Genomic DNA, 22,943 nt, shown 5'->3' with positions numbered 1-22,943 from the left:
GACGCCGGCCGCCAGCTCTCCACCGTCCATCATTTTTTCAAGGAAGAAGCAGAAGATGACTACCCCCACCCCCACTGCCCGACTGTCCGACGCCGGTGTGTCCATTTGGCTCGACGACCTCTCCCGCGAACGGCTCGCCAGTGGCAGCCTGCAGAAGCTCATCGATGAGAAGAACGTCGTGGGCGTCACCACCAACCCGTCCATCTTCCAGGCCGCGATCACCTCCGGCACCGACTATGACGCAACGATCGCCGAGCTGGCCGCACAGGGCGCCAGCCTCGATGAGACCATCTTCGAGATCACCACGACCGACGTCGCCGACGCCTGCGACCTCTTCGCGCCCATCTTCCTTGCCAGCAACGGCGTCGACGGCCGGGTTTCCATCGAGGTCGACCCCCGCCTCGCCTGGGACACCGACGGCACGATCGCCGAGGCCCGAAAGCTCTATAAGAAGGTCGGCAAGCACAACGTGCACATCAAGATTCCGGCGACGCCCGAGGGTCTTCCGGCCATCACGGCCACCCTCGCCGCCGGCATCAGTGTCAATGTGACCCTCATCTTCTCCCTGGAGCGTTACCGCTCCGTCATCAACGCCTTCCAGCTGGGGCTCGAGCAGGCCAGGCAAAACGGCCACGACCTCTCCACCATCCACTCCGTCGCTTCCTTCTTCATCTCCCGCGTTGACTCAGAAATCGACAAGCGCCTCGACGTCATCGGCACCGCTGAAGCCAAGGCGCTCAAGGGCCAGGCCGGTGTCGCCAATGCCCGACTCGCCTACCAGGTCTACGAAGAGCTCTTCTCCACCGAGCGCTGGACCGCATTGGCCGCCGTCGGCGCGCTCGCGCAGCGGCCGTTGTGGGCATCCACCGGTGTCAAAGACCCGGCCTACCCCGACACGCTCTACGTCACCGAGCTCGTGGCTCCCGGCGTCGTGAACACCATGCCCGAAAAGACCCTCGATGCCACCTTCGACCACGGCGTCGTGACCGGCGACACGATCACCGGCAGCTACACCCAGGCCAGAGTCACCCTGGCCGCGCTCAAGCGCGTCGGCATTTCTTACAACGAGGTCGTCGCCCTGCTCGAAACGGAGGGGCTCGACAAATTCGTGACCAGCTGGCAGGAACTCCTCACCGACGTCGACGACGCGCTCGCCGCCGCACGCGCAGTCCTCACCCACTGAGCCTCACGCACTGAGCCTCACCCACTGAGCCTCACGCACTGAGCCTCACCCACGTTGAGCCCTGACCGACATCGAAAGGCAGAAATCATGTCCCAGTCCCACCTGCAGTGTTGCATCAACCCCAGCATCCTCTCCGCCGACTTCGTCAACCTCGAAGCCGAGCTGGCGCGCATCAGCAACGCCGATGCCGTGCACGTGGACGTCATGGACAACCATTTCGTGCCGAACCTGACGATCGGCCTGCCCGTCGTGCAGCGGTTGCAGAAGGTCAGTCCCGTTCCGCTCGACGTGCACCTGATGATTTCGGATGTCGACCGCTGGGCACCCCAGTTCGCCGACGCCGGCATGAGCTCGGTGACGTTCCACGTCGAGGCGTCCAACGCCCCGGTCAAGCTGGCTCGCGAGCTCCGCGCACGCGGAGCCAAAGCCGGCCTGGCGCTGCGCCCGGCCACCCCGGTGGAGCCGTACCTGGATCTGCTCTCCGAAATCGACATGCTGTTGATCATGACGGTGGAGCCGGGCTTCGGCGGCCAGGAGTTTCTGGACATCATGTTGCCCAAGATTCGCCGTGCCCGCGCGGCGGTCGACGGTTCCGGCGTCAACGTGGCCATCCAGGTCGACGGCGGCATCACGGAGGACACCATCCTGCGGGCGGCAGAGGCCGGAGCCAACGTGTTCGTGGCCGGGTCGGCCGTCTACGGCAAGCCGTCGCCCGCTGACGCCATCGAGTCGCTGCGCGCAAACGGCCAACTCGCCTTCGGGTACGCACCAGTGCGCTGAGACGGTTTGCCGTTTCCCGCCAGCCTTGCCAGAGCCGCACCCCAACCACAGATTGAAGGATCACCTATGCGCGTTCACATCGCCACCGACCACGCCGGCCTGGAGCTCAGCTCCCACCTCATCGGTGTGCTGTCAGCCAGCGGCTACGAGATGATCGACCACGGGCCGACATCGTACGACGCCGACGACGACTACCCCAAATTCTGCATCAACGCCGCGGCAGCGGTCGTGGCCGACCAGGCCAGGGGAGTGGACGCCCTCGGAATCGTGCTCGGCGGCTCGGGCAACGGTGAGCAGATCGCCGCGAACAAGGTCGCTGGGGTGCGCGCGGCTCTGGCCTGGAACCTCGACACGGCCAAACTGGCCCGCGAACACAACGACGCCAATGTGGTGGCCGTGGGTGGCCGTCAACACACCGTCGAGGAGGCCACCGCGCTGATCCAGGCGTTCCTGGCCGAACCGTTCAGCAACGCTGAGCGCCACGAGCGGCGCATCGGCCAGATCGCCAGCTACGAAACCATTGGCGACACGGCCGAATAGCTCGGCGCGTCACCTTCTTCTACCGGGCCCCAGACGCCCGCGCGCCTGAAAGCCCCTGTACCACCGACAATAATTGGGAGTTTTTTGATGTCAGCACACATCGGTGTCACCGGCCTTGCGGTGATGGGGGCCAACCTTGCCCGCAACCTGGCCCGGAACGGCTTCACCGTTGCCCTGCACAACCGGTCGGTTGAAAAAACCGACGCCCTGCTCGCCCGCCACGGCCAGGACGGCGACTTCATTCGCACGGAGACGCTGCAGGAGCTCGTCGACTCGTTGCAGAAGCCGCGCCGCGTGCTCATCATGGTCAAGGCCGGCCAGCCGGTCGACTCGGTGATTGAGCAGCTTGAACCGCTGCTCGAACCGGGCGACATCATCATCGACGCCGGCAACTCGCACTACGAAGACACCCGCCGCCGTGAGGCCGCGCTCGCCAAGCAGAACCTGCACTTCGTCGGCATCGGCGTCTCCGGCGGTGAGGAGGGTGCCCTCAACGGACCGTCGATCATGCCCGGCGGTTCGAAGGAATCCTACGCGGCGCTCGGTCCGCTGCTTGAGAAGATCGCCGCCCGCGTTGACGGCCAGCCCTGCTGCGCCTGGATCGGCACCGACGGTGCCGGCCACTTCGTGAAGATGGTGCACAACGGCATCGAATACGCCGACATGCAAGTCATCGGCGAAGCCTTCGACCTGCTGCGCTCGGGAGCCGGCATCGAACCGGCCGAGCAGGCCAGGATCTTCGCCGAGTGGAACACCACAGACCTGGCCTCGTTCCTCATCGAAATCTCTGCCGAAGTGCTCGGGCATGTCGATGCTAATACCGGCAAGCCGTTCGTCGACGTGGTCGTGGATGCCGCCGGGCAGAAGGGCACCGGCCGCTGGACCGTCATCTCGGCGCTCGAGCTGGGCTCCCCGACATCGGGCATCGCCGAGTCGGTCTTCGCCCGGGCGCTGTCCTCGCAGACGGACCAGCGCAAACTGGCCCAGGAGCTGCTCGTCGGTGCCGAAGCCGACATCGAGGTTCCCGCCACCTTCGTCGAAGACGTGCGCCAGGCGCTCTACGCCTCCAAGCTCATCTCCTACGCCCAGGGCCTCGACATGCTTACCTCGGCCGCCACCGAGTACGGCTGGAACCTGAAGCTCGACGAGATCGCGTCGCTGTGGCGCGGCGGCTGCATCATTCGCGCCGACCTGCTCAAGGAAATCACCAAGGCCTACGCCGCCGACGAGAAGCCCGCCAACCTGCTGTTCGCCCCGGCCTTCACCACGGCGATCGCCGACGTGCTTCCGGCCTGGCGCCGGGTCGTCTCGACCGCAGTGCAGCTCGGCATTCCCGTGCCGGTGTTCTCCTCCTCGTTGGCCTATTACGACGGCCTGCGCCGTAAGCGCCTGCCGGCCGCGCTGATCCAGGGCCAGCGCGATTTGTTCGGTGCGCACACCTACGGCCGAGTCGACGCCGAAGGCAGCTTTCACACCCTCTGGGGTGAGGACAAGAGCGAACTCGATGCGGTAGACACCCACTAGCCAGGGCCGACTACCCAAACGAGTGGTTTCAACCGTCCCGATCAGCGTTTCCCCTACCCGCCCCGGGCACCACGATAGGTGTCAGGCCTCCCGGAGGACAGCACGCAACAACCCGACCCTGTATTGGAAAGGCAGTCCGATGTTACAAACTTCAGATTCTTGTCTTGATGCGTGGATGGTCAGGGAGTCTCTCGCCGAGGCGATGATTCCCGTGATCGGTCGGCTGTACCGCGAGAGCAACGTGGTGACCAGCATCCACGGCCGTAGCCTGATCGGTATGTCGGCCATCGACATCCTCAAGGCCCACCGTTTCGCGCGCCGAGTCAGTGCGCACGAGCTGCACCTCGAGCAGACCACTCTGCTGCTGAACGCGCTGGCGCGGCTGAAGCTCGGTTCGGCGGCGATCGACATTGCCCTGCTGAGCCAAAAGTTCAGGGAAAAGGGCGACCGCACCACGCTGGACGAATTTCTGCGCACCGAGCTCGCCGAGCTCGTGGGCAGGCGCGGCACCCATGACCGCGCCTGCACCGACGTCGTTCTCTACGGCTTCGGCCGCATCGGTCGGCTTCTGGCCCGACTGCTGGTCGAGAAGGTCGGCGGCGGCCAGGGCTTGCGCCTGCGCGCCATCGTGGTGCGGCGCTCCTCCGACAACGACCTGTCCAAGCGCGCCAGCCTGCTGCGCCGCGACTCGGTGCACGGTGCCTTCGACGGCACCATTCGCATCGACGAGGCCGCCAACACCATCACCGCCAACGGTGTGCAGATTCAGGTCATCTACTCCAACGACCCCGCCACGATCGACTACACCGCCTACGGCATCCACAACGCTCTCGTCGTGGACAACACCGGCCGCTGGCGTGACGCCGAAGGCCTGTCGCAGCACCTGCAGAGCAAGGGTGTTTCCCGCGTTCTGCTGACCGCTCCGGGGGAGGGAAACCTGAAGAATATCGTGTACGGCATCAACCACGGCACCATCGACGACTCCGACCAGATCGTCTCGGCGGCGTCGTGCACCACCAACGCCATCACGCCGGTGCTGCAAGCAATCAACAACAAGTTCGGCGTCGTGCACGGCCACGTGGAGACTGTGCACTCCTTCACCAATGACCAGAACCTAATCGACAACTTTCACAAGGGTGACCGCCGCGGCCGTTCCGCCGCCTTGAACATGGTCATCACCGAGACGGGCGCCGCCAAGGCCGTGACCAAGGCGCTTCCGGAACTGCTGGGCAAGCTCACCGGAAGTTCCATTCGGGTGCCCACCCCCGACGTGTCCCTGGCCATTCTCAACCTCACCCTGCAGAACCCCACCACCAAGGATGAGATCAACAACTACCTGCGTGAGATGTCGCTCCACTCAGATCTGCGCAAGCAGATCGACTTCACCGACTCTCCCGAAGTGGTGTCGACCGATTTCGTCGGGTCACGCCGCACCGGCATCGTCGACGGCCTCGCCACCATCGCCAACGAGACGCATCTGGTGCTCTACGTCTGGTACGACAACGAGTTCGGCTACAGCTGCCAGGTCGTGCGCGTCATGGAAAAAATGACCGGTGTGAAACGGCGGTCGTTCCCCTCGTCCGACGCCGTCGAAGAAGCTATATCGGTGCTGGCCGCCTTGGCCTAGTTCAACCGCGGCTCATCGAGTCGCGGCCACCACCACCCGTCCCGTCGAACATTTCGGCGAGCCGCATCAGAAAGGTAATTTGAAATGAGCATAACCTTCCAGCCCACCGCGCTCTTCGCGGGGGAACTCGACGAATCCATCCTCGGCCAGCCGTATGCCGAGGTGCTCGGTGACGACATCTCGGTGCGCATGTCCGTTCCGTACGTCAGCGACGACTCGCGCATCATGTCGGGCATCTGGGAAGCCGGGCCCGGCCTGTCCCGGTGGGAGTTCCTCGAGCGTGGGGAGGCCATCCACGTATTGGAAGGCCGCATGGTGGTCACCGAGGACGGCGGAGCACCGATCACCCTGGAGGCCGGAACCGCTGCCGTCTTCCCCATTGGCTGGCAAGGCACGTGGGACATTCAGAAGCGAATCCGCAAGTTCTTTGTGATCTTCACGTCCTAAGCCCATGATCTCTGCCACGTCAGGCCCGGGCACACCCCGGGCCTGACGTGTCCCCTACGATTCGAGCCGAGACATGAAAATTGGAATCCTCACCAGCGGTGGCGATTGCCCCGGGCTGAACGCAGTCATCCGCGGTGCCGTATTAAAAGGTATCGCCGTGCACGGTCACGAATTCGTGGGTTTTCTCGACGGCTGGCGCGGCGTCGTCGAAGGCGACATCATCGACATTCCCCGCACCCTGGTGCGCGGGATCGCCAAGCAGGGCGGCACCATCCTCGGCACCTCGCGCACCAATCCCTTTGACAACGGCGGCGGCCCCGAGGTCATTGGCGCGCACATGCGGCGGTTGGGCATTGACGCGATCATCGCGATCGGCGGTGAAGGAACTCTGGCCGCGGCCAAGCGCCTCACCGACGCCGGGTTGAACATCGTCGGCGTGCCCAAGACCGTAGACAACGACCTCGACGCCACGGACTACACTTTCGGCTTCGACACCGCCGTGCAGATTGCCACCGAGGCGATAGACCGGCTGCGCACCACCGGCGAATCACACCATCGCTGCATCATCGCCGAGGTGATGGGCCGTCATGTGGGCTGGATTGCGCTGCACGCCGGCATGGCTGCCGGCGCCCACGCCATTCTCATTCCCGAGCAGAAGACCAGCATCGAGCAGATCACCCAGTGGGTCAGAGACGCCAATGCCCGGGGCCGCGCGCCGCTGGTCGTGGTGGCCGAAGGCTTCGTGCCTGATCACTTGGACTCCGCCCACTCCGAGCGGGGGCTCGACACTAACGGCCGGCCCCGGCTTGGCGGGATCGCCGACCTGCTGGCTCCCGAGTTGGAAGCCCGCACCGGCATCGAAACCCGGGCCACGATCCTCGGTCACATTCAGCGCGGCGGCGTGCCGTCCGCCTTCGACCGAGTGCTGGCCACCCGGCTGGGCATGGCGGCCGTCGACTCGGTGGTCGAGGGGGCATGGGGCACCATGGTTGCGCTCAAGGGTACGGAGATAGCCCGGGTGCGCTTCGAGCAAGCCCTCGGCCGGCTCAAAACCGTGCCGCAGAACCGCTACGACGAGGCCGCGGTTCTGTTCGGCTGACCGTGGGGCGAGCGGATGCCCCGCCCGCCCCGCACGTATCGCCGGTAAATATGCAACACGCCGCATGATTTGTGTCGAAACACCGGCGTCCCGGTGCACCTGGTGGGCGACCGCCTCGGCTACGTGCACATCGGCGAAAAGCACCGCGGCTACCTCGGCAGCGCCCTAGAGTCGACCCATGCCGAACAATGACCCCGCCGCTGCCCAAACCACGCAAGCGGATGCCCCACCCGCCCCGGTGCGCCCGCCCGGCCCCGCTGCATCCGCTCAACTCACCCACCCAGAACCCACGGCCGACCGAACGCGGTCAGCCCAGTCTGCGGAAGCCGCAGACCTCACCAAGCTCGCCCACCGCGTCATCGATCTCATGCCTGAGCAGGGCCGCATCCTGGTGGGAATCGCCGGCAGCCCCGGCGCGGGTAAAACCACCCTCGCGATCAACGTGGCGGCCAAAATCAACGAGCTGCTCGGCGGCACCGAGACCGCCGTGCACCTGCCCATGGACGGTTTTCACCTGGCCAACGCCACCCTCGATCGCCTCGGCCGGCACGACCGCAAGGGAGCCATCGACACCTTCGACGGCTGGGGGTTCGTTGCCCTGCTCCGCCGCCTGCTCACCGAAGATGACCACACCGTCTACGCGCCGAGCTTCAACCGCAACGTTAACGAGGGCATCGCCGCCGAGATCGCCGTGCTGCCGAGCGCCCGGGTGGTGATGGTCGAGGGCAACTATCTGCTCGCCGACTCCGAGCCGTGGGCGCAGATTTCCACGCTGCTCACCGAATCCTGGTTCTGCGAGACCAGCGAGAACGAGCGCCTGCGCCGCCTGGTCGACCGGCACGAGCGCCACGGCCGCAGCCCCGAGGCCGCCCAGGCCTGGGCCGAGTCCGTTGATGGCAAGAACGCCGTGCTCATCGAGGGCACCCGGCCCCGGGCCACCCGCACCATCTCCGGCCAGTAGCGGCGCGGCTGCCCGCCCCGCACTTATGAACGCCCCGCACTCACAACGCCGCGACACCCGCGCAGGTGCGAGCACGGCACACCGTACATATTCAGCGGCCCGAGCCAGAGCGTTCTAGGCTTCATCCCGTGGGCAGTACCCGAAAACGCTCGGCCGCCATCGATGGCCTGCGCGTTCTCGGCATTGTTGCCATCGTCGCCGGGCACGTCTGGTCGGACAGAAGCAATGACCTCGCCCGCATGGGTCTGTACACCTGGCACGTGCCCGTGTTCTTCTTTCTCAGCGGATACCTCTGGGCCCACGATCGGTCGCTGGGCGTCGAATTCGGCAAGCGGGTACGCACCCTGCTCGTGCCCTACGGCGCGTGGCTGCTGCTCATCGGCGCCGTCTATGGCGCCTACCTGTGGGCAAACGCGCAGACTCTGCACGTGGGCAACGTCTTGCTCGGCGGCTCGTACATGGGCGCACCCTTTTTCGCGTTCTGGTTCGTCACCGCGCTCTTCGGTGCCTGCCTGCTGCTGCGCGCACTGCAACGCTTTCCCGTCTGGCTGCCCTGGGCGATAGCCAACGCCGGGCTGGCCGTGGCCTACCTCGCCCCCGCTGCGCTGACCGCCGTCCCCTTCTCGCTGGGCGTCGCCGTGCCGGCCATGATCTTTATTCTCGCTGGCATGCTTTTTCGCCGCATCGCCCCGAAGCTCAAAAAATGGGTCGCCGTTGCACTTTTGGCCGGCTCAGCCGCCCTCGTCGTGACCGGCCTCGCGCATCCGTTAGACATGAAGCAGGGTGACTTCGGCACGCCCGTGATCAGCGTCATGGTTGCCAGTGCCATTTCTGCGGGTCTCGTGCTTCTGCTTGAACGGATGTTTGCCGCCACCACCCCGCGCGCCGCCCGGTTCGTCACCGGCGCCGCAACGATCGGGCTCGCGGTTGTGTTCACGCACAGTGCGGTCATTTTGGCGCTGAGCATAATTGCCGGGGACTTACCCTCGGTTCTTCAGTTCGTGATTGTTCTGCTGGTGTCGTGGTCGCTCGCATATCTCGTGAGTCGAACGCCGCTCGGCAGCGTTTTCACGGGGGCCGGCGCGGCGCCGCGAATCCGGCGACCGGGTGCAGGGTGATCCGTCGCTCCAAAGCCAGAAAAAGCCAAAATCACGTCAGCCCGCCCGAAGCAACCCCTACCCAAACCCGCCTTGTATCACTACCCTCACCCCATGACGGATGCTCATTTCGGCAAGCCAGTACAGCGCAAGCGACGCAAGGGCGACCCGCCCACCTGCGAAGAGTGCGAGCTGCCCCTCGAAGAGATCACCCATGGTTACGGCTTTGAGTGGGCCTGCGCCAATGATTTCTGCACCAAACGGTTTCATCCCACCTGGGCCGAGATGATGCACCCCGAACTGCTCATCATCATGGGCCGGCCGCAGTGCTACCGCTGCTTGCAGCCCCGCCGCATGACGCGCTGGGGCCCCGTTCTGCGCTTCGAGTGCGCCGACCCGCGGTGCAACGAGCTGGTCTGGCTCATCCACGCCAAGTCCATGCAGGCCAACAAGGAGCGGGCCGAGGCCGGTATCAAGCGAATTCTGCGCGAGCAGGATCTTGTTGAGCCCGAGGTCATCCCTGCGCCGCTCACGCTGGTGCCGCCGATCCCCGAGGTGCAGCCGCCCGCCCGCAGCCCGCGGGGTCGCCCGTCGCACCTGCACGCCGTCCGCCCGCCAAACGACCCGCCCGCGAGCTGAGCCGCCCGAGTCGCAACACGAAAGCGGATGCCGCCGCGCCCGCCACCAGCACGCGCCCACGAATCGCCCCCGGTTCCGCATTCGTGGGTCGCTGTATCGGGCGAATATTTGGGGCGTCGCGGAGTGTCGCGCCGGCGTCGAGCGCAGCCGTGATGGCGGCGTGCCACATCGTGTGCGGGTGGGCTCCGGCCGAGCACGATGGCGTGCAAGACATCGCGAAGTTCTCGACCGCGTCGGCGCGAACTAGCGCCGCATGACCGTCTCTGGCCTCACGATCTTGGGACTCGGCGAGCAGTCATCTACTTCGCGAACTCAAACGCAATACTGACCTCAGGGTCGATGCTCTCGATGATCCCCGAGTAGAACGCCTCGGCCTGCGCCTGCAACGCGGCCTCGTTCAGCGTGATGTATTCCTGCTTGTTCTCCTCGCTGAGAATGTTGTTGATCATGCGAGTTTGAACGGCCGCCGGTGTCAGCCAGCTCAGCGCGTTGTTGCTCTCGAGCGGGTCTGCGAACACGGGATCGTCAAAGCCCATGCCGATGAATTCAGGGATGGTCACGCGAAACGATGTTGAGCCGGTGGATTCGATCTTCACCTGTGACCCATCGATGCCCAATTTTGCGTCGAAGGCGTACTGGATCAGCGTCGTCTTCTCGCTGGCGGGCACGGCCACGCCGAAAATCTCCCCGTTACCTTCGTGCTTCGAGACACCTTCGATGTGCAGGCTGAGCAAGGCAACTTCCTGCACGCGCGTCACGGACTGAACCACCTGCGAATCGCGTTCGGTCGAGCTGCTGCTGAACATCGAGGTGAGAGCGAGAGCGTTCAGTCCACCGAATGCAAAAGAGGCCCCCATTCCCGCGACAACCAGCACGGCGAGCAACAAGAGAGGCCAGAGCAGAACCCGTGCTTTGAAAAAGATCATGACGATTCAGTGTCCAGTTTCGTTCGACGTCGAAAAATCCGTGGTGTGGAATGGCCACAACAAATCGCCGCGTCAAACACCTACTCGAACAATATAGGTATGCAGGCACGGGCCGATGACGGATGCCGCCGCCCGGCGGGTCCGACACTCCGCGTCGGCCGCTTCATCCCTGTTCAGCCGGCCTACAGCGCCCCGTGAATCCAATCGTCGAAGTGCGCGACACCGTTCAGAAACCGGATGAATCGGCTGTCGTCGATGTGCATGTTCGCAAAGTTGAGCACTAGATCGAGGTTGATCGTGCGTAGGTCGGCAGAGCCTCGCACCCGGAGAAATTCCTGCACGAGTTTTGGCATCGGCCCGATTCCCTCCACTAACAAGGGTCCAAGGTTGGCAGACGTGCCCATGAATCGCTCATAACTGAACTCTCGTGGATCCAGCACAGGAAGAAATGCACCTGAGCTGTCGAGGTTGTCACCCGCTTCACTGTCGAAACGCCGCGCCGCGTCGCTGTTGACGATCTGGCACGAGATGCCAATATTGGCCGACTCGCCCCAAAACAGACAGTTTGAAATCGTACTGGCGTGCTTTCGCAAGCGGCTTCGTCGATGATTTGAACAGCGGCGGAAGCGTCTCGCCGAAGTCCAAAACCGTGGACACGACATATCGCGACCCCGGCACGGGTGCGGGCTTATCCATACCGCTGGGGAATAGCACGGGAAGGGGATCATCGTCTGCAATCTCAACGACGCTGACCTGGTTCAGTTCCACGTTGTACAGCTCGGGCCGGGTGGAATAACTCTCCAGCCGTTGCCAAACTAAATTCGCCCGGTAGTACTGGCTGGCAAAGGAAGGAATCGACCGGGTGAATGCTGGACGCCGGCCGGCCGCGTGCTCGCGCGACAGATATTTCTCGAAGCGCCGGTCCAAATCATCGAGGTAGAACTCAATCTCGTGTGGTCGCGAAAAGTCCCGATACGGCAGGTACGTCCGAGCGAACCGAGATAGCGAGGGGTTCCACGCGTAGTCGGTGCTGAAGTCATAGGTCAGTGGCTCGCAACTTTGAACAGAGCGAAGTTCCGAATTCACACGATCCGCCCTTCGTCGTTTTGAGAGTCAACGTATCGCATGCTCACCGCCGCGTCTGGCCCCCAAAACTGATCTTGGCAAACAACTACGCGAGCTGACGACGAACGGCATCCCATTGGTCGAACTCGCCGAAACCGCAATACGACCAACGCAAACTGTTGGCCACCCCGCACGACCTGGTGGATGACACCGAGACGCTGTAGTGCTCGCCCTCGCGTTCACCAACGACGGCTGGGATGACTACCAATACTGGGTTCAAACTGACCGCGCCACACTGAAACGCGTCAACACGCTCATCACCGCCGCGCGTCGAGACCCCATGTCGGGCATCGGAAAACCCGAGCAACTCAAGTATCACGATGGCGCGCCCTGGTCGCGGCGCAATACCCAGGAGCACCATCTTGTCTACTCCTTCGACGACGCCCAGCTCATCGTCTGGCAGTGCCGCCTCCACTACTGACACCAGCGCCGGCAATTTGCACCCGTGCTGTACCCGTCAAACGTGATTCATCTGTCACTCTGGGCGAGGAGCGTTCGAGCCGGTCAAGCCATCCGCAGTTCAATACAAGCGGATGCCGCCGCCGGTCACTTGAGACGCCGTCATTCCACAACGAGCACCCCAAATCAAGATATCTAGTAAAATCTAAGTAACTCTAGTTTTTAAGTAGAGTCAGCTAGATTTCACTAGACATGAGGCGTCAGCTTTAAAGCGTCCTACGATTCGAATGGTACGTGGCAGTTTGGCGTCGACCTGTCTGGCGTTTCCGGCGGTGGTGCCGATACGGGGGTCTTTGAGACCGATCTGCGCAAACTCGTCCAAGACCTTGTCGCGGCGGCCGAGGAGGAAGAGACCGGACTCGCCATCCTCATCGACGAGGCCCAGGACCTGTCTGCTGCCGAGTTAGTCGCTGTCTGTGCGATAGCGCACACGGCCGCTCAAAATGACTGGAGGGTGCTCTTTGCGCTGGCAGGGCTCCCCAGTCTTCCCCGCGTACTAGCTGAGGCGAAATCGTACGCCGAACGCTTCAACTACGAGAAAATCGAGGCCTTGAGCGGCACCATCGCCGCTGACGCGTTGACCAAGCCTGCAGCCGGCGAAGGCGTCGCGTGGCAAGAATCAGCGGTGGCGTTGCTCGTTGAAGAAAGTGGCGGGTATCCCTATTTTCTTCAGCAATTTGGTCAGGATACATGGAACGCATCAACGGGGCCTGCAATCACTTACACCGATGCCCGCGTGGGTGCGGCGAAGGGAAAGGCGTCCCTCGACAGTGGCTTCTTTCGTGCACGCTGGGACCGCGCCACTCGCAGTGAGCAAAACTATATGCGCGCTATGGCCGACGATGGCGATACCGGGAGTTCGTCTGGAGAAATCGCTGCGCGGATGCGCCGTTCGCCGGCAAGTCTCGGTCCAAGTCGTGCCAATCTGATATCTAAGGGACTGATCTACGCACCGGAGCACGGCGTCGTTGCCTTCACAGTGCCGGGCATGGCCGCATTTATTCTGCGTCAGCCCTAACAGCGCGCGCGACGAGCAGCGCCTCGTGGCCGCCCCGCTGGTCGAGGAGCCGGCACGCCGTTCGCCGGCGTCTCGAGACCGGCGACTAAACACAACAAACTGGGCGGACTGTTCAATCTTCCTTTCCAGTCCGCCACTCGACGCACGCGGATGCCGCCCGCCAGTACATCGTTCCCCGAACCGCTGGTCGAGCGAAGCTGCCCATTACCTACCCTGCGAACTCAAACTCAACGATGACAGGGTCGATGCTCTACGCCTCGGAAGGCCACAAATCGCCTTGTCCCCGCGACAGCGCTTCCCGAAATGGGCACGAACGGGGCTTGAGGCGTACATGTCATATTCGTCAAATGAGTAGCGAACAGTTCAGGGCGCTTCTTCCCCAAGGAAGAGAACCTCACCCGAGCATCGTTACACTTCTGTGCGAGCTCGAAGCGGGAGGGTGGCAGCCGCGAAAACTTATCAACGGTCGCGGCATTCGATATTGGCCCGAGGAGCATCGTCCGAGGCAGATCACGATTGATTTAATGCACCCGTTGAACGGACACAAACTCGACTTCTACCGTGACCACACACCGCTTGCACTAGTAGCCTCGGGAAAACAATTAGAAACGGAGGGTTAGAAAATGTCAACATTTGGACTTGAATTTGCAATCGCGATTCCAACAGACGTAACTGAACTAGAAGAAAAGGTGGATGACATCTACCTTTCGCTCTCCAAGAACTTCGCCATTGTCAGCATCGACGCAGCGGTCAATGAGCGCAACGGCAGCCCTTCACTGCTGCTCGGCGTTTCCGTTCCCGAAGGGATGGAAGCTCAGAGTCTCGTAATCGGCGTCTGTTCAGATGCGATCAACAAAGCGCTTAGCGAGAGCGGCCTTCAGTCTCCCGCCGACGAAACCGTCTGGCGGCCTAGCGCCCGCATCCGCGAATTCGCTTAGCGCTCACCTCAGAAGCCCCGCCCCTCTCACGAGGTGGCGGGGTTTCTGTCGTAATCTCAGCCACGTCAACGAGTGGCTGACCGGCTGCGAGCTCGGCCGGCAGGAGTGAGCGACCTCGCTCGCCGCTCACGAGCTGGAAGTGTGGCTGCGCGGTGAGTGGACACCCTTCAACATCCTCTAAGCAGATGCCGCGGGCGCCCTCCGCCGAAGGGTAGCTTTTTCGGAGTACGGGTTCAACACAAGCTGCCGCGATTCTCCGACCCGGGTGAAGTTGCCGACATCCCCGACAAGAGAAATGGACCCGACATCCTCTCGCCGGTTGAGATACCTCGCGACACCATGGCCAGCTGCGAGGATCGCTAGCCGATGCTCGGGGTCGTCTAACGGGCTGTCTATGAAGATGTCATTGGCCACGGGTGTTCCACGCTGAAGACGCAATCGGTACGTAAAAACTTCTACCTCTTCAGCTGTAACTCGCGAGTCGTCAAACAAGGCGCGTGCGCGAATCTCAGCCGCAAACTCCGTGCCCACGTGTAACGCGAAAGTGGCGCGTGCTGCAAACAACTCAGTCGGCGGACTAAACGTCGCATGCCACCAGTCTCGCTCAAAGAGCATGCCTGAATCGCGAACTAAGCCCGCATCGCTCGCGATAACGCCAACGTTCGTTCGCGACTCAGAAGAGCCGCATTTGCACTTCCTTGACGTCGCACGCCACTCGACTTGAGCAGGCAGGAGATGGCCGGCGTTACAAGCGCCCCCCGAGCACCCATCCAGCGCGATGAATGTCTGGCCTGCAACAAACGGGTGGATTGTATGCCCGGTGGGATAGCGGTTGCTCAGACAATCGGTCGAGTCGTCCCAGGTTGGTCGAATGAATTGGCCCGAAGTCACTCGAATCCGTTTTAGGTCGTCAACTTTTGTTAGGTCTAGCACGAAAGCAGCTTAGAGTACGCAAACTTTACGGCGGACCCGGGATCCTCCCCATCAACGGGGTGCAACGAAACACGAGACCTACGAACCAGACGCCGCGTCTACCCCCCTAACACCCACTTTCCCACACCAGATAGACTCATCTCCTACGAAGATCACGAGCCCCCGGGCGCAGCGATCGTTACTCTGGGGGAGTAAAACGTGTCAGTAAACGAGGTCGCCACGAGTGCGCTCAAAGACCTGCACAAATCCGCACCCCTCGTGCGTTTCGGCGCCCAATTCGGCTTCGACGCCGCGTCCTGGGCGCTTGCCCTCGTCCTCGCGCAGGCCTTCCGCTACGAGTTCCACGTAGAACTCATCAGCTGGCGCCCACTACTGGCGCTCTGCGCCGCCGCCATCGTTCTGCAACTGATCATCGGGTCGCTGTATCACCTCTACCGCGGGCGCCACCCCTACGGCAGCTTCGCCGAGGTGCGTTCCCTGCTCTGGTCGGTGCTGCTTGTTGCACTTGTTCTCGGCGTCCCCGTCATCGTCTTCGGCGGCATCGTTGACATCCCCCGAAGCACCGTCATCATCGCCCTGCCCATGGCCTTCATCTACATGGGCGGTGTGCGCTACTACAAGCGCCTGCTCGTCGAGGGGTCCATCACCCCGGCCCAGGATGCCAGCAACACGCTCATCTACGGTGCCGGCTACCTCGGAAATTCCATCGTGCGTCGCATGAAAACCGATGCCCAGTCCTCCTTCCGGGCAGTCGGCATTATCGACGACAATCCCGATAACGGCAACGTCTGGCTGCACGGAGTACGCGTGCTTGGCACCGGTGCCGACCTCGCACGAGTCGCCAAATCCACCCACGCCACCGTGCTCATCGTGGCTATCGCCCGGGTCAACGCTGCACTACTCCGCGACATCTCCGACAAAGCGGATGCCGCCGGCCTGCGCGTCAAAGTGTTCCCCACCCTCGACGAGGTCCTTCAGGGCAAGGTGCGCCTCAACGACCTGCGCGACCTCTCCATCGAAGACCTCATCGGCCGCCAGCCGGTCGACACCGAAATGGCCTCCATCGCCGGCTACATCGCCGGTAAACGTGTGATGGTCACCGGTGCCGGCGGGTCAATCGGCTCTGAGCTCTGCCGCCAGATTCACAAGTTCGGGCCCAGCGAACTCATCATGCTCGATCGTGACGAGACCGGCCTGCAGACCACGCAAATCTCCATCCTCGGGCACGGACTGCTCGACACCAAAGACGTGGTGCTCGCCGATATTCGCGACCTCGACGCGCTTACGCAGATCTTCACCGAACGCCGCCCCGACGTCGTCTTTCACGCCGCCGCGCTCAAACACCTCCCCATGCTCGAGCAATACCCCGACGAAGCTTGGAAGACCAACGTGATCGGTACCCGCAACGTGCTCGACGCGGCCCAGAGTGTGGGAGTGGAAACGTTCGTCAATATCTCTACCGACAAGGCGGCCAACCCCACGAGCGTGCTCGGCCACTCCAAACGGGCCGGGGAACAGCTCACCGCCTATGCCGCGCAACAAACCGGGCATGATTACATCTCGGTGCGCTTCGGCAACGTCATTGGCAGCCGCGGCTCGATGCTGCCCACCTTCACCGCGCTCATCGAGGCCGGCGGGCCGCTCACCATCACCCACCCCGACGTCACCCGGTTCTTCATGACCATCCCCGAAGCCTGCCAGCTCGTCGTGCAGGCCGGGGGCATCGGCAGCCCCGGCGAAGTGCTCATTCTCGACATGGGGGAGCCGGTGCGCATTCTCGACATCGCCCAGCGCATGATCGCCCAGTCCGGCAAGAGCATCGAGATCGTCTACACCGGCCTGCGCCCAGGTGAGAAGCTGCACGAAGAACTCGTCGGTCTGGGCGAGAGCGACGAACGGCCGCTCCACCCCAAGATCTCGCACACCAAGGTGGCACCCATTGCTCCAACCCGCCTCGACGAGCAAGTCTGGCATCGCGATTACGCACGCGCCGCTCCCGCTCACCTACAACGAGAGAGCGTCAGCCATGAATAAACGCATCTTCATGCTTTCACCCGAGGTTGGCGAAATCGGAAAACATGTCATTACGGCGGGGATGCGATCAGGTTGGAATTTACCGTCGACCACTGACTACGATGGCCGTGACGCCGAGTCCGTACCGAAAAGTGGCGTCTCGAGGTGCTGATGTCGCTCGTGTTGTGCGCCACTCTGGCAATAAGCCTCGTTACTCCTGTATTGCTCAGACCCCTGCTGGCGCGGATGGGTATCATTGATGTGCCCAACGAGAGGTCATCTCATGCCCGTTCGGTTGTCCGGGGTGCGGGTCTCTCGCCCCTGATCGCGATCGCACTGGGGTATTCGGTTTTCCTTCTCGCTGGTCATAGTGGCGACGACACGCGGCTCCTTCTGACCATCGTCGGGGTGTCTATGGCGTCGGGGATGCTTGGATGGGTCGAAGATTCGAGAGGTTTGCCGGTCGCCGCGCGTGCGGGAGCGCAGCTCGTGATCGGTCTCGCAGCTGGCGGAGCAATTTGTGCGATGTCAGCGTCGTCCTGGTGGCTGCTCCCGATATTAACGATCGGTGTCGCCGGGTACATAAATGTTGCCAATTTCATGGACGGTATAAACGGCATCTCGAGCTTTCACGGAGTGATTGTTGGTGTTACGTACGCAGTAGTCGGCGCGATGGTAGAGCAGAGCTGGATGATCCCGGCCGGTTTGATGCTTGCGACCGCGTTTCTAGGATTCCTTCCCTGGAACTTGTCTCGCAGCGGGATGTTCCTCGGCGACGTCGGCAGTTACTTGCTCGGGGGTGGAATTGCGATCATCGCCGGGGCTGCGATTTCCCACGATGTGCCACTTTTGGCCGTTCTCGGCCCCTTAGCAATCTACCTGGCCGATTCTGGCGTAACCCTAATCCGTCGGGTGGCCAGCGGTAAACGCTGGTACGAAGCGCACCGCAGCCACGTCTATCAGCGCCTAACCGATCGCGGGTTATCACATATTCAGGTGTCGGTCCTGGTTGCCGTTGCGACGATTGCGACGTCGGCCTTCGGCGTGATCGGTATGTCTAAGTCGTTGACGACGTCACTCTTCGCTGTGGCAATGATTTTGGTCATTGCGTCCGTATACCTTGTTTCCCCATCGTTTCGGGGCGGTAAGAACCGCAAAGAACAAAGTCTGGTTCACGAGGCGCCGGTCCCGATTTCGGATCTCCCGGCACATGTCGAAGGTCACATAGCGAAGAAGTGGGCAGTCATCGGAGCTAGTGGGTTCATCGGTAGCGCTCTCGCGACTGAGCTTCACGTTCGTGGATATTCTGTTGTCAAAATCGTCGCCCCTCGTGTTGAGCTGAACTCTTCAACGACAGCCGAGAGTGTCATCGAACAGCGAGCATCCAACAATGCCGCCATCGCGTTGATCTGTGATCAACTTGAGGGGATCGATGTTGTCGTGAATGCGGCAGGTCTAGCCTCGCCCAATTCTCCGGCTGAGAATGCTCTCTTCGGTGCGAATTCATTGCTTCCCGTATTGATCGTGACCGCCGCCCAACGTGCTGGTGTAGCGCGAGTAGTTCATCTGAGCTCAGCCGCAGTGCAAGGTCGCAGAGAGATATTGGACGAGTCGGCGTCGACGGAGCCATTCTCGCCATACTCACGTTCGAAGGCCCTCGGGGAAGCTGCACTGCTTGCTTTAATACAGTCGTCTGCGAGTCGCGAATTCCCTGAAGTAGTGATTGTTCGTGCTACCTCAGTTCAGGGCCACGGGAGGCATACAACAAGGCAACTCGCTCGGCTCGCACGTTCGCCATTCGCCTCAGTCGCCCGTCCCGGCGATCGTCCAACAGTTGTTAGTTCTCTACGGGGTCTCGTAGAGTTCGTGTCGATAGTAGGAGCGTTCAGTCAGTCTGTCCCAACTATTCTGCTTCAGCCTTGGGAAGGAATGACGACGGCCTCAGCGTTGAAGTTGGCGGGAGGGCGGGAACCCGTTCAACTGCCAACCGCATTCTGTCGACAAATTATCTCCGTAGGCTTTGCGATTGGAAAAGTAGTGACACCTTTGAACGGTTCTGTACGAAGAATCGAGTTAATGTGGATGGGGCAGCAACAGCGCGCAGACTGGGCGCGTTCAGCCGGGCTCGAAAAAAACTCATATGTCCGAGATGTATTTAGTAGAGCCTCATCGGAAGCCTCGTGAAGCGCATATTGGTAGCCGATAGTCCAAAAATACTCCTGGGCGTAACGATCGACTATCAATTGCAATACCACTCTGGGCTGCCGGCGCTACTCGTTGCGGACGGCTGGGACGTGCATGTCGTGTCGGGACCTGGGCAACGAATAGAGGAGCTTCGCCTAGTCCCCGGTGTCACTGCACATATCATTCCTATGGCGCGAGAGCCGAGGCCCATGAGCGACGTTATGTCTCTCATTAAGTGGGTACGGCTAATACAATTGTTACGTCCGGATACGACTTTAATTGGAACACCGAAGGCCGCCCTCCTAGGGAACTTTGCCGCGCAACTATTTCGGGTAAAGCGCCGAATCTATCTTCTTCACGGACTCCGGCTCGAGACTTCTGTTGGAATAAAGCGTTCCCTTCTCCGCCTGATCGAAAGGGTAACTTCACGAATGGCACATGAGACCCTCGCCGTAAGTGCGAGTTTGAGACAGCTCGCGATTCGGTCTGCCGACATACGAGAAAACAATATACTCGTGTTGGGTGCTGGGAGTTGCAACGGGATTGATATCGAAAAATATCGCACTTCAGTTCTAAACTTGGATCAAAAACGATCGCTGGCGAACACGATCAAATTGGATCCAACTATTCCGACAGTCGGATTTGTCGGGAGAATTACCAAGGACAAGGGCCTTACCCAGTTGGCTGGTGCCATGCGCCTCCTGTATTCCCGCGGAGTTACTGTTCAGCTATTGATTATTGGGCCCATCGATGGCAAATCAGGAACGGCCGCCATAGCTGAGCTTGAAGGAACCCATCAGGCGGTAATCGCAACAGGATATCGTGAAGATCCGGCCCCCTTCTACCAGCTCATGGACGTTTTCTGTCTCCCTAGTCTTCGTGAAGGTCTACCAGGAGTTATTCTCGAAGCGATGGCGAGCCGCACGGCGGTCGTGGGCACTGATGCCACGGGTATCGTGGACGTAATAGAAGATGGTGTAACGGGGCTCGTAGTTGCAAGGGGATCCGATGAAGAGTTAGCATCGGCGCTTGAGACTCTCATTTTAAGCCACGCTCGTAGGGATGCGCTTACCGAGAATGCCTTCGACATGGTGTCGGTAAGATTCAACACGCCCCGGGTTCAAGGTCTCCTACGGGATTTTCTTCGTTCACGCCACGCCAACCGCGGACGACGTCCCTTTCCGGCAACTGCCGCCAAGAGCGCCGCTGGGGTATAGCTGTCTTGGGCAGCGAGTCCTGGATCAACAGATTATGAGCTTCACCCCGTTACTTTCTTCGTAGGCCCAAAAGGTGTGCACTGGACGGGTGTTGGCCGGTCGAGTCCGGCATGATTGTTGCCCCCAGTCGTTGATGATCCGGGGGGTGTTGTCACCGGACTCGATTGGCGTTGGGTGATCGCTGACAGGGGCTCGACTAGGCCCAAAGCCGAGGTCGTTCGTAACGTGGATGCCGAGACTTGACGCCGTAGACCAGGCCACGAAAACAAGTGGATGGGAGCAGTCATGATCGAGAACTATGATAGCGTCGACGTTTTTGTCGGTGTTGACGTTGACAAAGGTGAGCACCACGCCTTCGCCCTGAACCGAGCCGGTAAGGTCCTCTTCGACAAAGGATTACCCAACGACGAAGGCAAGATGCGGGCGGTGCTGCAGAAGCTGAAACAGTCCGGCACGGTGCTCGTTATCGTCGATCAGCCAGCCACTGGCGAGCAGGGCTTGATGGTAGCGTTAGTCCGGCGACTTGGTGTGTAACCTCGTGACATCGTGGACAGTGGATCTCAGAACTTCGTGGACGCTGGGTCTCATGGCTTCGTGCACAGCTACCGCTCTGGCTCACCGAGCACTGCGGGGAGATCAGTCTGGCGCTAGGCGAACTGTGTCTGATATTCCGCGTTCTTGCGTTCCCAGGGTTTCGTCGGGTGGGTCACGCCAACGCCCTGGATGGAGTAAGAGGCAACGTATCGGCCTCGGACGTTCAGCGCGACCATCGGCAGCGGGAAAGAGAACACGATCTCAGCGGTGACGGGATCGGTTAGGAAGAACGCGTCGTCGGTGATCGTCCGGTAGAACGAGCGGTCAGCGTACGTCGTAGGCAGGGAGATCTGGTAACCCTGAAAGTAGACCTGCCGGTTCGCTTTGGTGACCTCCACGAGTGACTGATCCGCGGTTTGCGGCCGCGCGTCGTCGTCGGGCATGACCTGCCCGGTCTTGGAGATCGTCAACGGCGCCCGGTGAAGGTCTGACTGTCGTCGCGAGCGAGCCCGCCGGTACTCCGAGGCTTTCGCCTCCAGCACCGACAGCGGGATCGGCTCGGTCGCTGGCGTGTGCTCGAGCAAGTCCCACGCCGCCCGCGGCGTAGCTTGTTCGAGGGCTTGATGCGGTCGGCGGTTGTTGTAGTGCTCCGGAAACGCTGGATCCGGACACGGAGATGCTTGAGAGTGGCCGGCCGGTCGGCGTCGAGGAAACGGATCAACGTTTGGTGGGAGCGCTCGTTCTTGCCCTGTGTGGTGGGTTTGCCCGGCAGCCCGCTGATCGGCATGGTGCCTTTCGATGCCAGAAAGATCTCCACGGAGCCGATCGTGCCTGCGCGCAGCTGGTTGAACGCCAGCGAGTTATCCGATAACACTTCCCGGGGTGCCCCGCATGCGGCGATTGCCCGTTCGAGCACGTCCTTGGCATCAGCACTGTTCTCATGACGCGAATACGCGTCGGTGTCCACGTCGTATCGGCTTGCGTCGTCGAGCAGTTGATAGACAGTGACGGTCTGCCCGTTCGCCAGCCGGTACTCGAACGCGTCCAGTTGCCACAGCGACATCGCCGTCGCGCGCACGAACGGGATGTAGGACGACTTCGGTCGCTTCCTCGGTGACGCGTCCATCTGCCCGACGCTGGCCAGAATACGTGCGATCGTCGCCACCGACGGGACCTTCTGTCCGGGGAACCCGCTGTCCATGGCCGCTTCGTAGTAGATCGAGCGAGGAGCCTAATCCCAGCCATCAGTCTTGAGCTGTTTGCGGATCTTCACCACCTCATTCACGACGCCCTGCCCATAACGCCGGGCCGGGACGTTTGGGGCGCGGGAGCGTGGGTGCAGCGCAGCAGCAGCCTCGTGGACAGCTCGTCCGCGGATCTTATAGAACACGCTCCGAGAGATCTTCAGAGAGCGACAGAACGCGATAATCGACAGCGCGTGAGGCTGGGTCGGGTCGTAATTCATGATCGCGGCACGAGTCTGGGGTGAAAGAGAATTCGTCATTCCCTAACTATCATCGGCGCAAGTGTCTCCGATGCTGTGAGACACGGCGTCCACGATGTCATGAGATCGTGTGTCCACGATGCGGTGAGACAGGACACACGAAGCCATGAGACCCAGCGTCCACGAAGTTCTGAGATCCACTGTCCACGATGTCACGAGGTTACACACCAAGTGTCTGGACGTGCGCTACCATCA

19 protein-coding genes and 3 pseudogenes are annotated in these 22,943 nt (G+C 61.7%); 18 read left to right on the top strand and 4 right to left on the bottom strand.

Annotated features, from left to right (window positions below):
- The first annotated feature begins 55 nt into the window (after positions 1-55).
- From tal to BMW72_RS16560, 10 genes are all read left to right on the top strand, one after another.
- Positions 56-1,183, top strand: coding sequence for a transaldolase (gene tal, locus BMW72_RS16605; protein ID WP_092112545.1), 1,128 nt, complete (start codon positions 56-58; stop codon positions 1,181-1,183).
- A gap of 87 nt (positions 1,184-1,270) precedes the next feature.
- Positions 1,271-1,963, top strand: a complete 693-nt coding sequence (gene rpe, locus BMW72_RS16600) for a ribulose-phosphate 3-epimerase (protein WP_092112543.1) — start codon at positions 1,271-1,273, stop codon at positions 1,961-1,963.
- 66 nt (positions 1,964-2,029) lie between these two features.
- Positions 2,030-2,503 (top strand): ribose-5-phosphate isomerase, encoded by a 474-nt coding sequence (locus BMW72_RS16595; protein ID WP_092112542.1) that lies wholly within the window; start codon positions 2,030-2,032, stop codon positions 2,501-2,503.
- A gap of 87 nt (positions 2,504-2,590) precedes the next feature.
- Positions 2,591-4,027: an NADP-dependent phosphogluconate dehydrogenase gene (gene gndA, locus BMW72_RS16590; protein ID WP_092112540.1), complete on the top strand. Its 1,437-nt coding sequence runs from the start codon at positions 2,591-2,593 to the stop codon at positions 4,025-4,027.
- A 139-nt stretch (positions 4,028-4,166) separates the two neighbouring features.
- Complete coding sequence (locus BMW72_RS16585) at positions 4,167-5,654, top strand: glyceraldehyde-3-phosphate dehydrogenase (protein WP_092112538.1); 1,488 nt, start codon at positions 4,167-4,169, stop codon at positions 5,652-5,654.
- Positions 5,655-5,738: 84 nt separating this feature from the next.
- Positions 5,739-6,101: a cupin domain-containing protein gene (locus tag BMW72_RS16580; RefSeq protein ID WP_092112536.1), complete on the top strand. Its 363-nt coding sequence runs from the start codon at positions 5,739-5,741 to the stop codon at positions 6,099-6,101.
- Positions 6,102-6,174: 73 nt separating this feature from the next.
- Entirely contained in the window at positions 6,175-7,200 is a 1,026-nt protein-coding gene (locus BMW72_RS16575) for an ATP-dependent 6-phosphofructokinase (protein WP_092112534.1), read from the top strand.
- Between the two features lie 178 nt (positions 7,201-7,378).
- Complete coding sequence (locus BMW72_RS16570) at positions 7,379-8,161, top strand: nucleoside/nucleotide kinase family protein (protein WP_092112533.1); 783 nt, start codon at positions 7,379-7,381, stop codon at positions 8,159-8,161.
- A 128-nt stretch (positions 8,162-8,289) separates the two neighbouring features.
- Positions 8,290-9,279, top strand: a complete 990-nt coding sequence (locus tag BMW72_RS16565; RefSeq protein WP_166787703.1) for an acyltransferase family protein — start codon at positions 8,290-8,292, stop codon at positions 9,277-9,279.
- 93 nt (positions 9,280-9,372) lie between these two features.
- On the top strand, positions 9,373-9,897 hold the full coding sequence (locus BMW72_RS16560) for a hypothetical protein (RefSeq protein ID WP_092112529.1): 525 nt from the start codon (positions 9,373-9,375) through the stop codon (positions 9,895-9,897).
- Positions 9,898-10,196: 299 nt separating this feature from the next.
- Here BMW72_RS16560 and BMW72_RS16555 read toward each other — a convergent pair whose 3' ends face one another.
- The 3 genes from BMW72_RS16555 to BMW72_RS16550 all read right to left on the bottom strand — a co-directional run bounded on the left by BMW72_RS16555 (position 10,197) and on the right by BMW72_RS16550 (position 11,909).
- Positions 10,197-10,781, bottom strand: a complete 585-nt coding sequence (locus BMW72_RS16555) for a DUF4230 domain-containing protein (RefSeq protein ID WP_134450340.1) — start codon at positions 10,779-10,781, stop codon at positions 10,197-10,199.
- 224 nt (positions 10,782-11,005) lie between these two features.
- Positions 11,006-11,176, bottom strand: coding sequence for a hypothetical protein (locus tag BMW72_RS18870; RefSeq protein WP_166787704.1), 171 nt, complete (start codon positions 11,174-11,176; stop codon positions 11,006-11,008).
- A 127-nt stretch (positions 11,177-11,303) separates the two neighbouring features.
- Positions 11,304-11,909: a hypothetical protein gene (locus BMW72_RS16550; protein ID WP_092112525.1), complete on the bottom strand. Its 606-nt coding sequence runs from the start codon at positions 11,907-11,909 to the stop codon at positions 11,304-11,306.
- A gap of 202 nt (positions 11,910-12,111) precedes the next feature.
- Between BMW72_RS16550 and BMW72_RS16545 the strand changes: the two genes are divergently transcribed.
- The 8 genes and pseudogenes from BMW72_RS16545 to BMW72_RS16510 form a co-directional block, all read left to right on the top strand.
- Positions 12,112-12,369 (top strand): Txe/YoeB family addiction module toxin, encoded by a 258-nt coding sequence (locus BMW72_RS16545; protein WP_092112523.1) that lies wholly within the window; start codon positions 12,112-12,114, stop codon positions 12,367-12,369.
- A 492-nt stretch (positions 12,370-12,861) separates the two neighbouring features.
- Entirely contained in the window at positions 12,862-13,425 is a 564-nt protein-coding gene (locus BMW72_RS16540; protein WP_174843166.1) for a helix-turn-helix domain-containing protein, read from the top strand.
- Between the two features lie 623 nt (positions 13,426-14,048).
- Positions 14,049-14,363 (top strand): hypothetical protein, encoded by a 315-nt coding sequence (locus tag BMW72_RS16535; protein ID WP_134450341.1) that lies wholly within the window; start codon positions 14,049-14,051, stop codon positions 14,361-14,363.
- Between the two features lie 1,131 nt (positions 14,364-15,494).
- On the top strand, positions 15,495-17,330 hold the full coding sequence (locus tag BMW72_RS16525; RefSeq protein ID WP_241983861.1) for a polysaccharide biosynthesis protein: 1,836 nt from the start codon (positions 15,495-15,497) through the stop codon (positions 17,328-17,330).
- Positions 17,331-17,480: 150 nt separating this feature from the next.
- A complete protein-coding gene (locus BMW72_RS16520) occupies positions 17,481-19,493 on the top strand; it encodes an NAD-dependent epimerase/dehydratase family protein (RefSeq protein WP_092112517.1) in 2,013 nt (670 codons plus the stop codon).
- Positions 19,490-20,008: pseudogene (locus tag BMW72_RS19735) on the top strand (glycosyltransferase); the annotation flags it as partial. The gene BMW72_RS16520 and the pseudogene BMW72_RS19735, both read left to right, overlap by 4 nt.
- Positions 20,009-20,710: a glycosyltransferase gene (locus tag BMW72_RS19730; protein WP_241983862.1), complete on the top strand. Its 702-nt coding sequence runs from the start codon at positions 20,009-20,011 to the stop codon at positions 20,708-20,710.
- A gap of 285 nt (positions 20,711-20,995) precedes the next feature.
- A pseudogene (locus BMW72_RS16510) lies at positions 20,996-21,241 on the top strand (IS110 family transposase); the annotation flags it as partial.
- Between the two features lie 116 nt (positions 21,242-21,357).
- On the opposite strand, the pseudogene BMW72_RS16505 reads toward BMW72_RS16510, so the two are convergent.
- Positions 21,358-22,748 (bottom strand): annotated as a pseudogene (locus tag BMW72_RS16505) (integrase core domain-containing protein).
- Positions 22,749-22,943 lie beyond the last annotated feature (195 nt).

The sequence above is a fragment of the Cryobacterium luteum genome (assembly GCF_900110125.1).
Taxonomy (GTDB): domain Bacteria; phylum Actinomycetota; class Actinomycetes; order Actinomycetales; family Microbacteriaceae; genus Cryobacterium; species Cryobacterium luteum.
This window is presented reverse-complemented; position numbering and strand designations above follow the sequence as displayed.

Excerpts from the sequence above, each read along its gene's own strand:
- tal (WP_092112545.1), top strand. The coding sequence starts at position 56 with ATGACTACCCCCACCCCCACTGCCCGACTGTCCGACGCCGGTGTGTCC.
- BMW72_RS16575 (WP_092112534.1), top strand. The coding sequence starts at position 6,175 with ATGAAAATTGGAATCCTCACCAGCGGTGGCGATTGCCCCGGGCTGAAC.
- BMW72_RS16570 (WP_092112533.1), top strand. The coding sequence starts at position 7,379 with ATGCCGAACAATGACCCCGCCGCTGCCCAAACCACGCAAGCGGATGCC.
- BMW72_RS16535 (WP_134450341.1), top strand. The coding sequence starts at position 14,049 with ATGTCAACATTTGGACTTGAATTTGCAATCGCGATTCCAACAGACGTA.
- BMW72_RS16560 (WP_092112529.1), top strand. The coding sequence starts at position 9,373 with ATGACGGATGCTCATTTCGGCAAGCCAGTACAGCGCAAGCGACGCAAG.
- rpe (WP_092112543.1), top strand. The coding sequence starts at position 1,271 with ATGTCCCAGTCCCACCTGCAGTGTTGCATCAACCCCAGCATCCTCTCC.
- BMW72_RS16585 (WP_092112538.1), top strand. The coding sequence starts at position 4,167 with ATGTTACAAACTTCAGATTCTTGTCTTGATGCGTGGATGGTCAGGGAG.
- gndA (WP_092112540.1), top strand. The coding sequence starts at position 2,591 with ATGTCAGCACACATCGGTGTCACCGGCCTTGCGGTGATGGGGGCCAAC.
- BMW72_RS16580 (WP_092112536.1), top strand. The coding sequence starts at position 5,739 with ATGAGCATAACCTTCCAGCCCACCGCGCTCTTCGCGGGGGAACTCGAC.
- BMW72_RS18870 (WP_166787704.1), bottom strand. The coding sequence starts at position 11,176 with ATGCCAAAACTCGTGCAGGAATTTCTCCGGGTGCGAGGCTCTGCCGAC.
- BMW72_RS16520 (WP_092112517.1), top strand. The coding sequence starts at position 17,481 with ATGTCGCTCGTGTTGTGCGCCACTCTGGCAATAAGCCTCGTTACTCCT.
- BMW72_RS16595 (WP_092112542.1), top strand. The coding sequence starts at position 2,030 with ATGCGCGTTCACATCGCCACCGACCACGCCGGCCTGGAGCTCAGCTCC.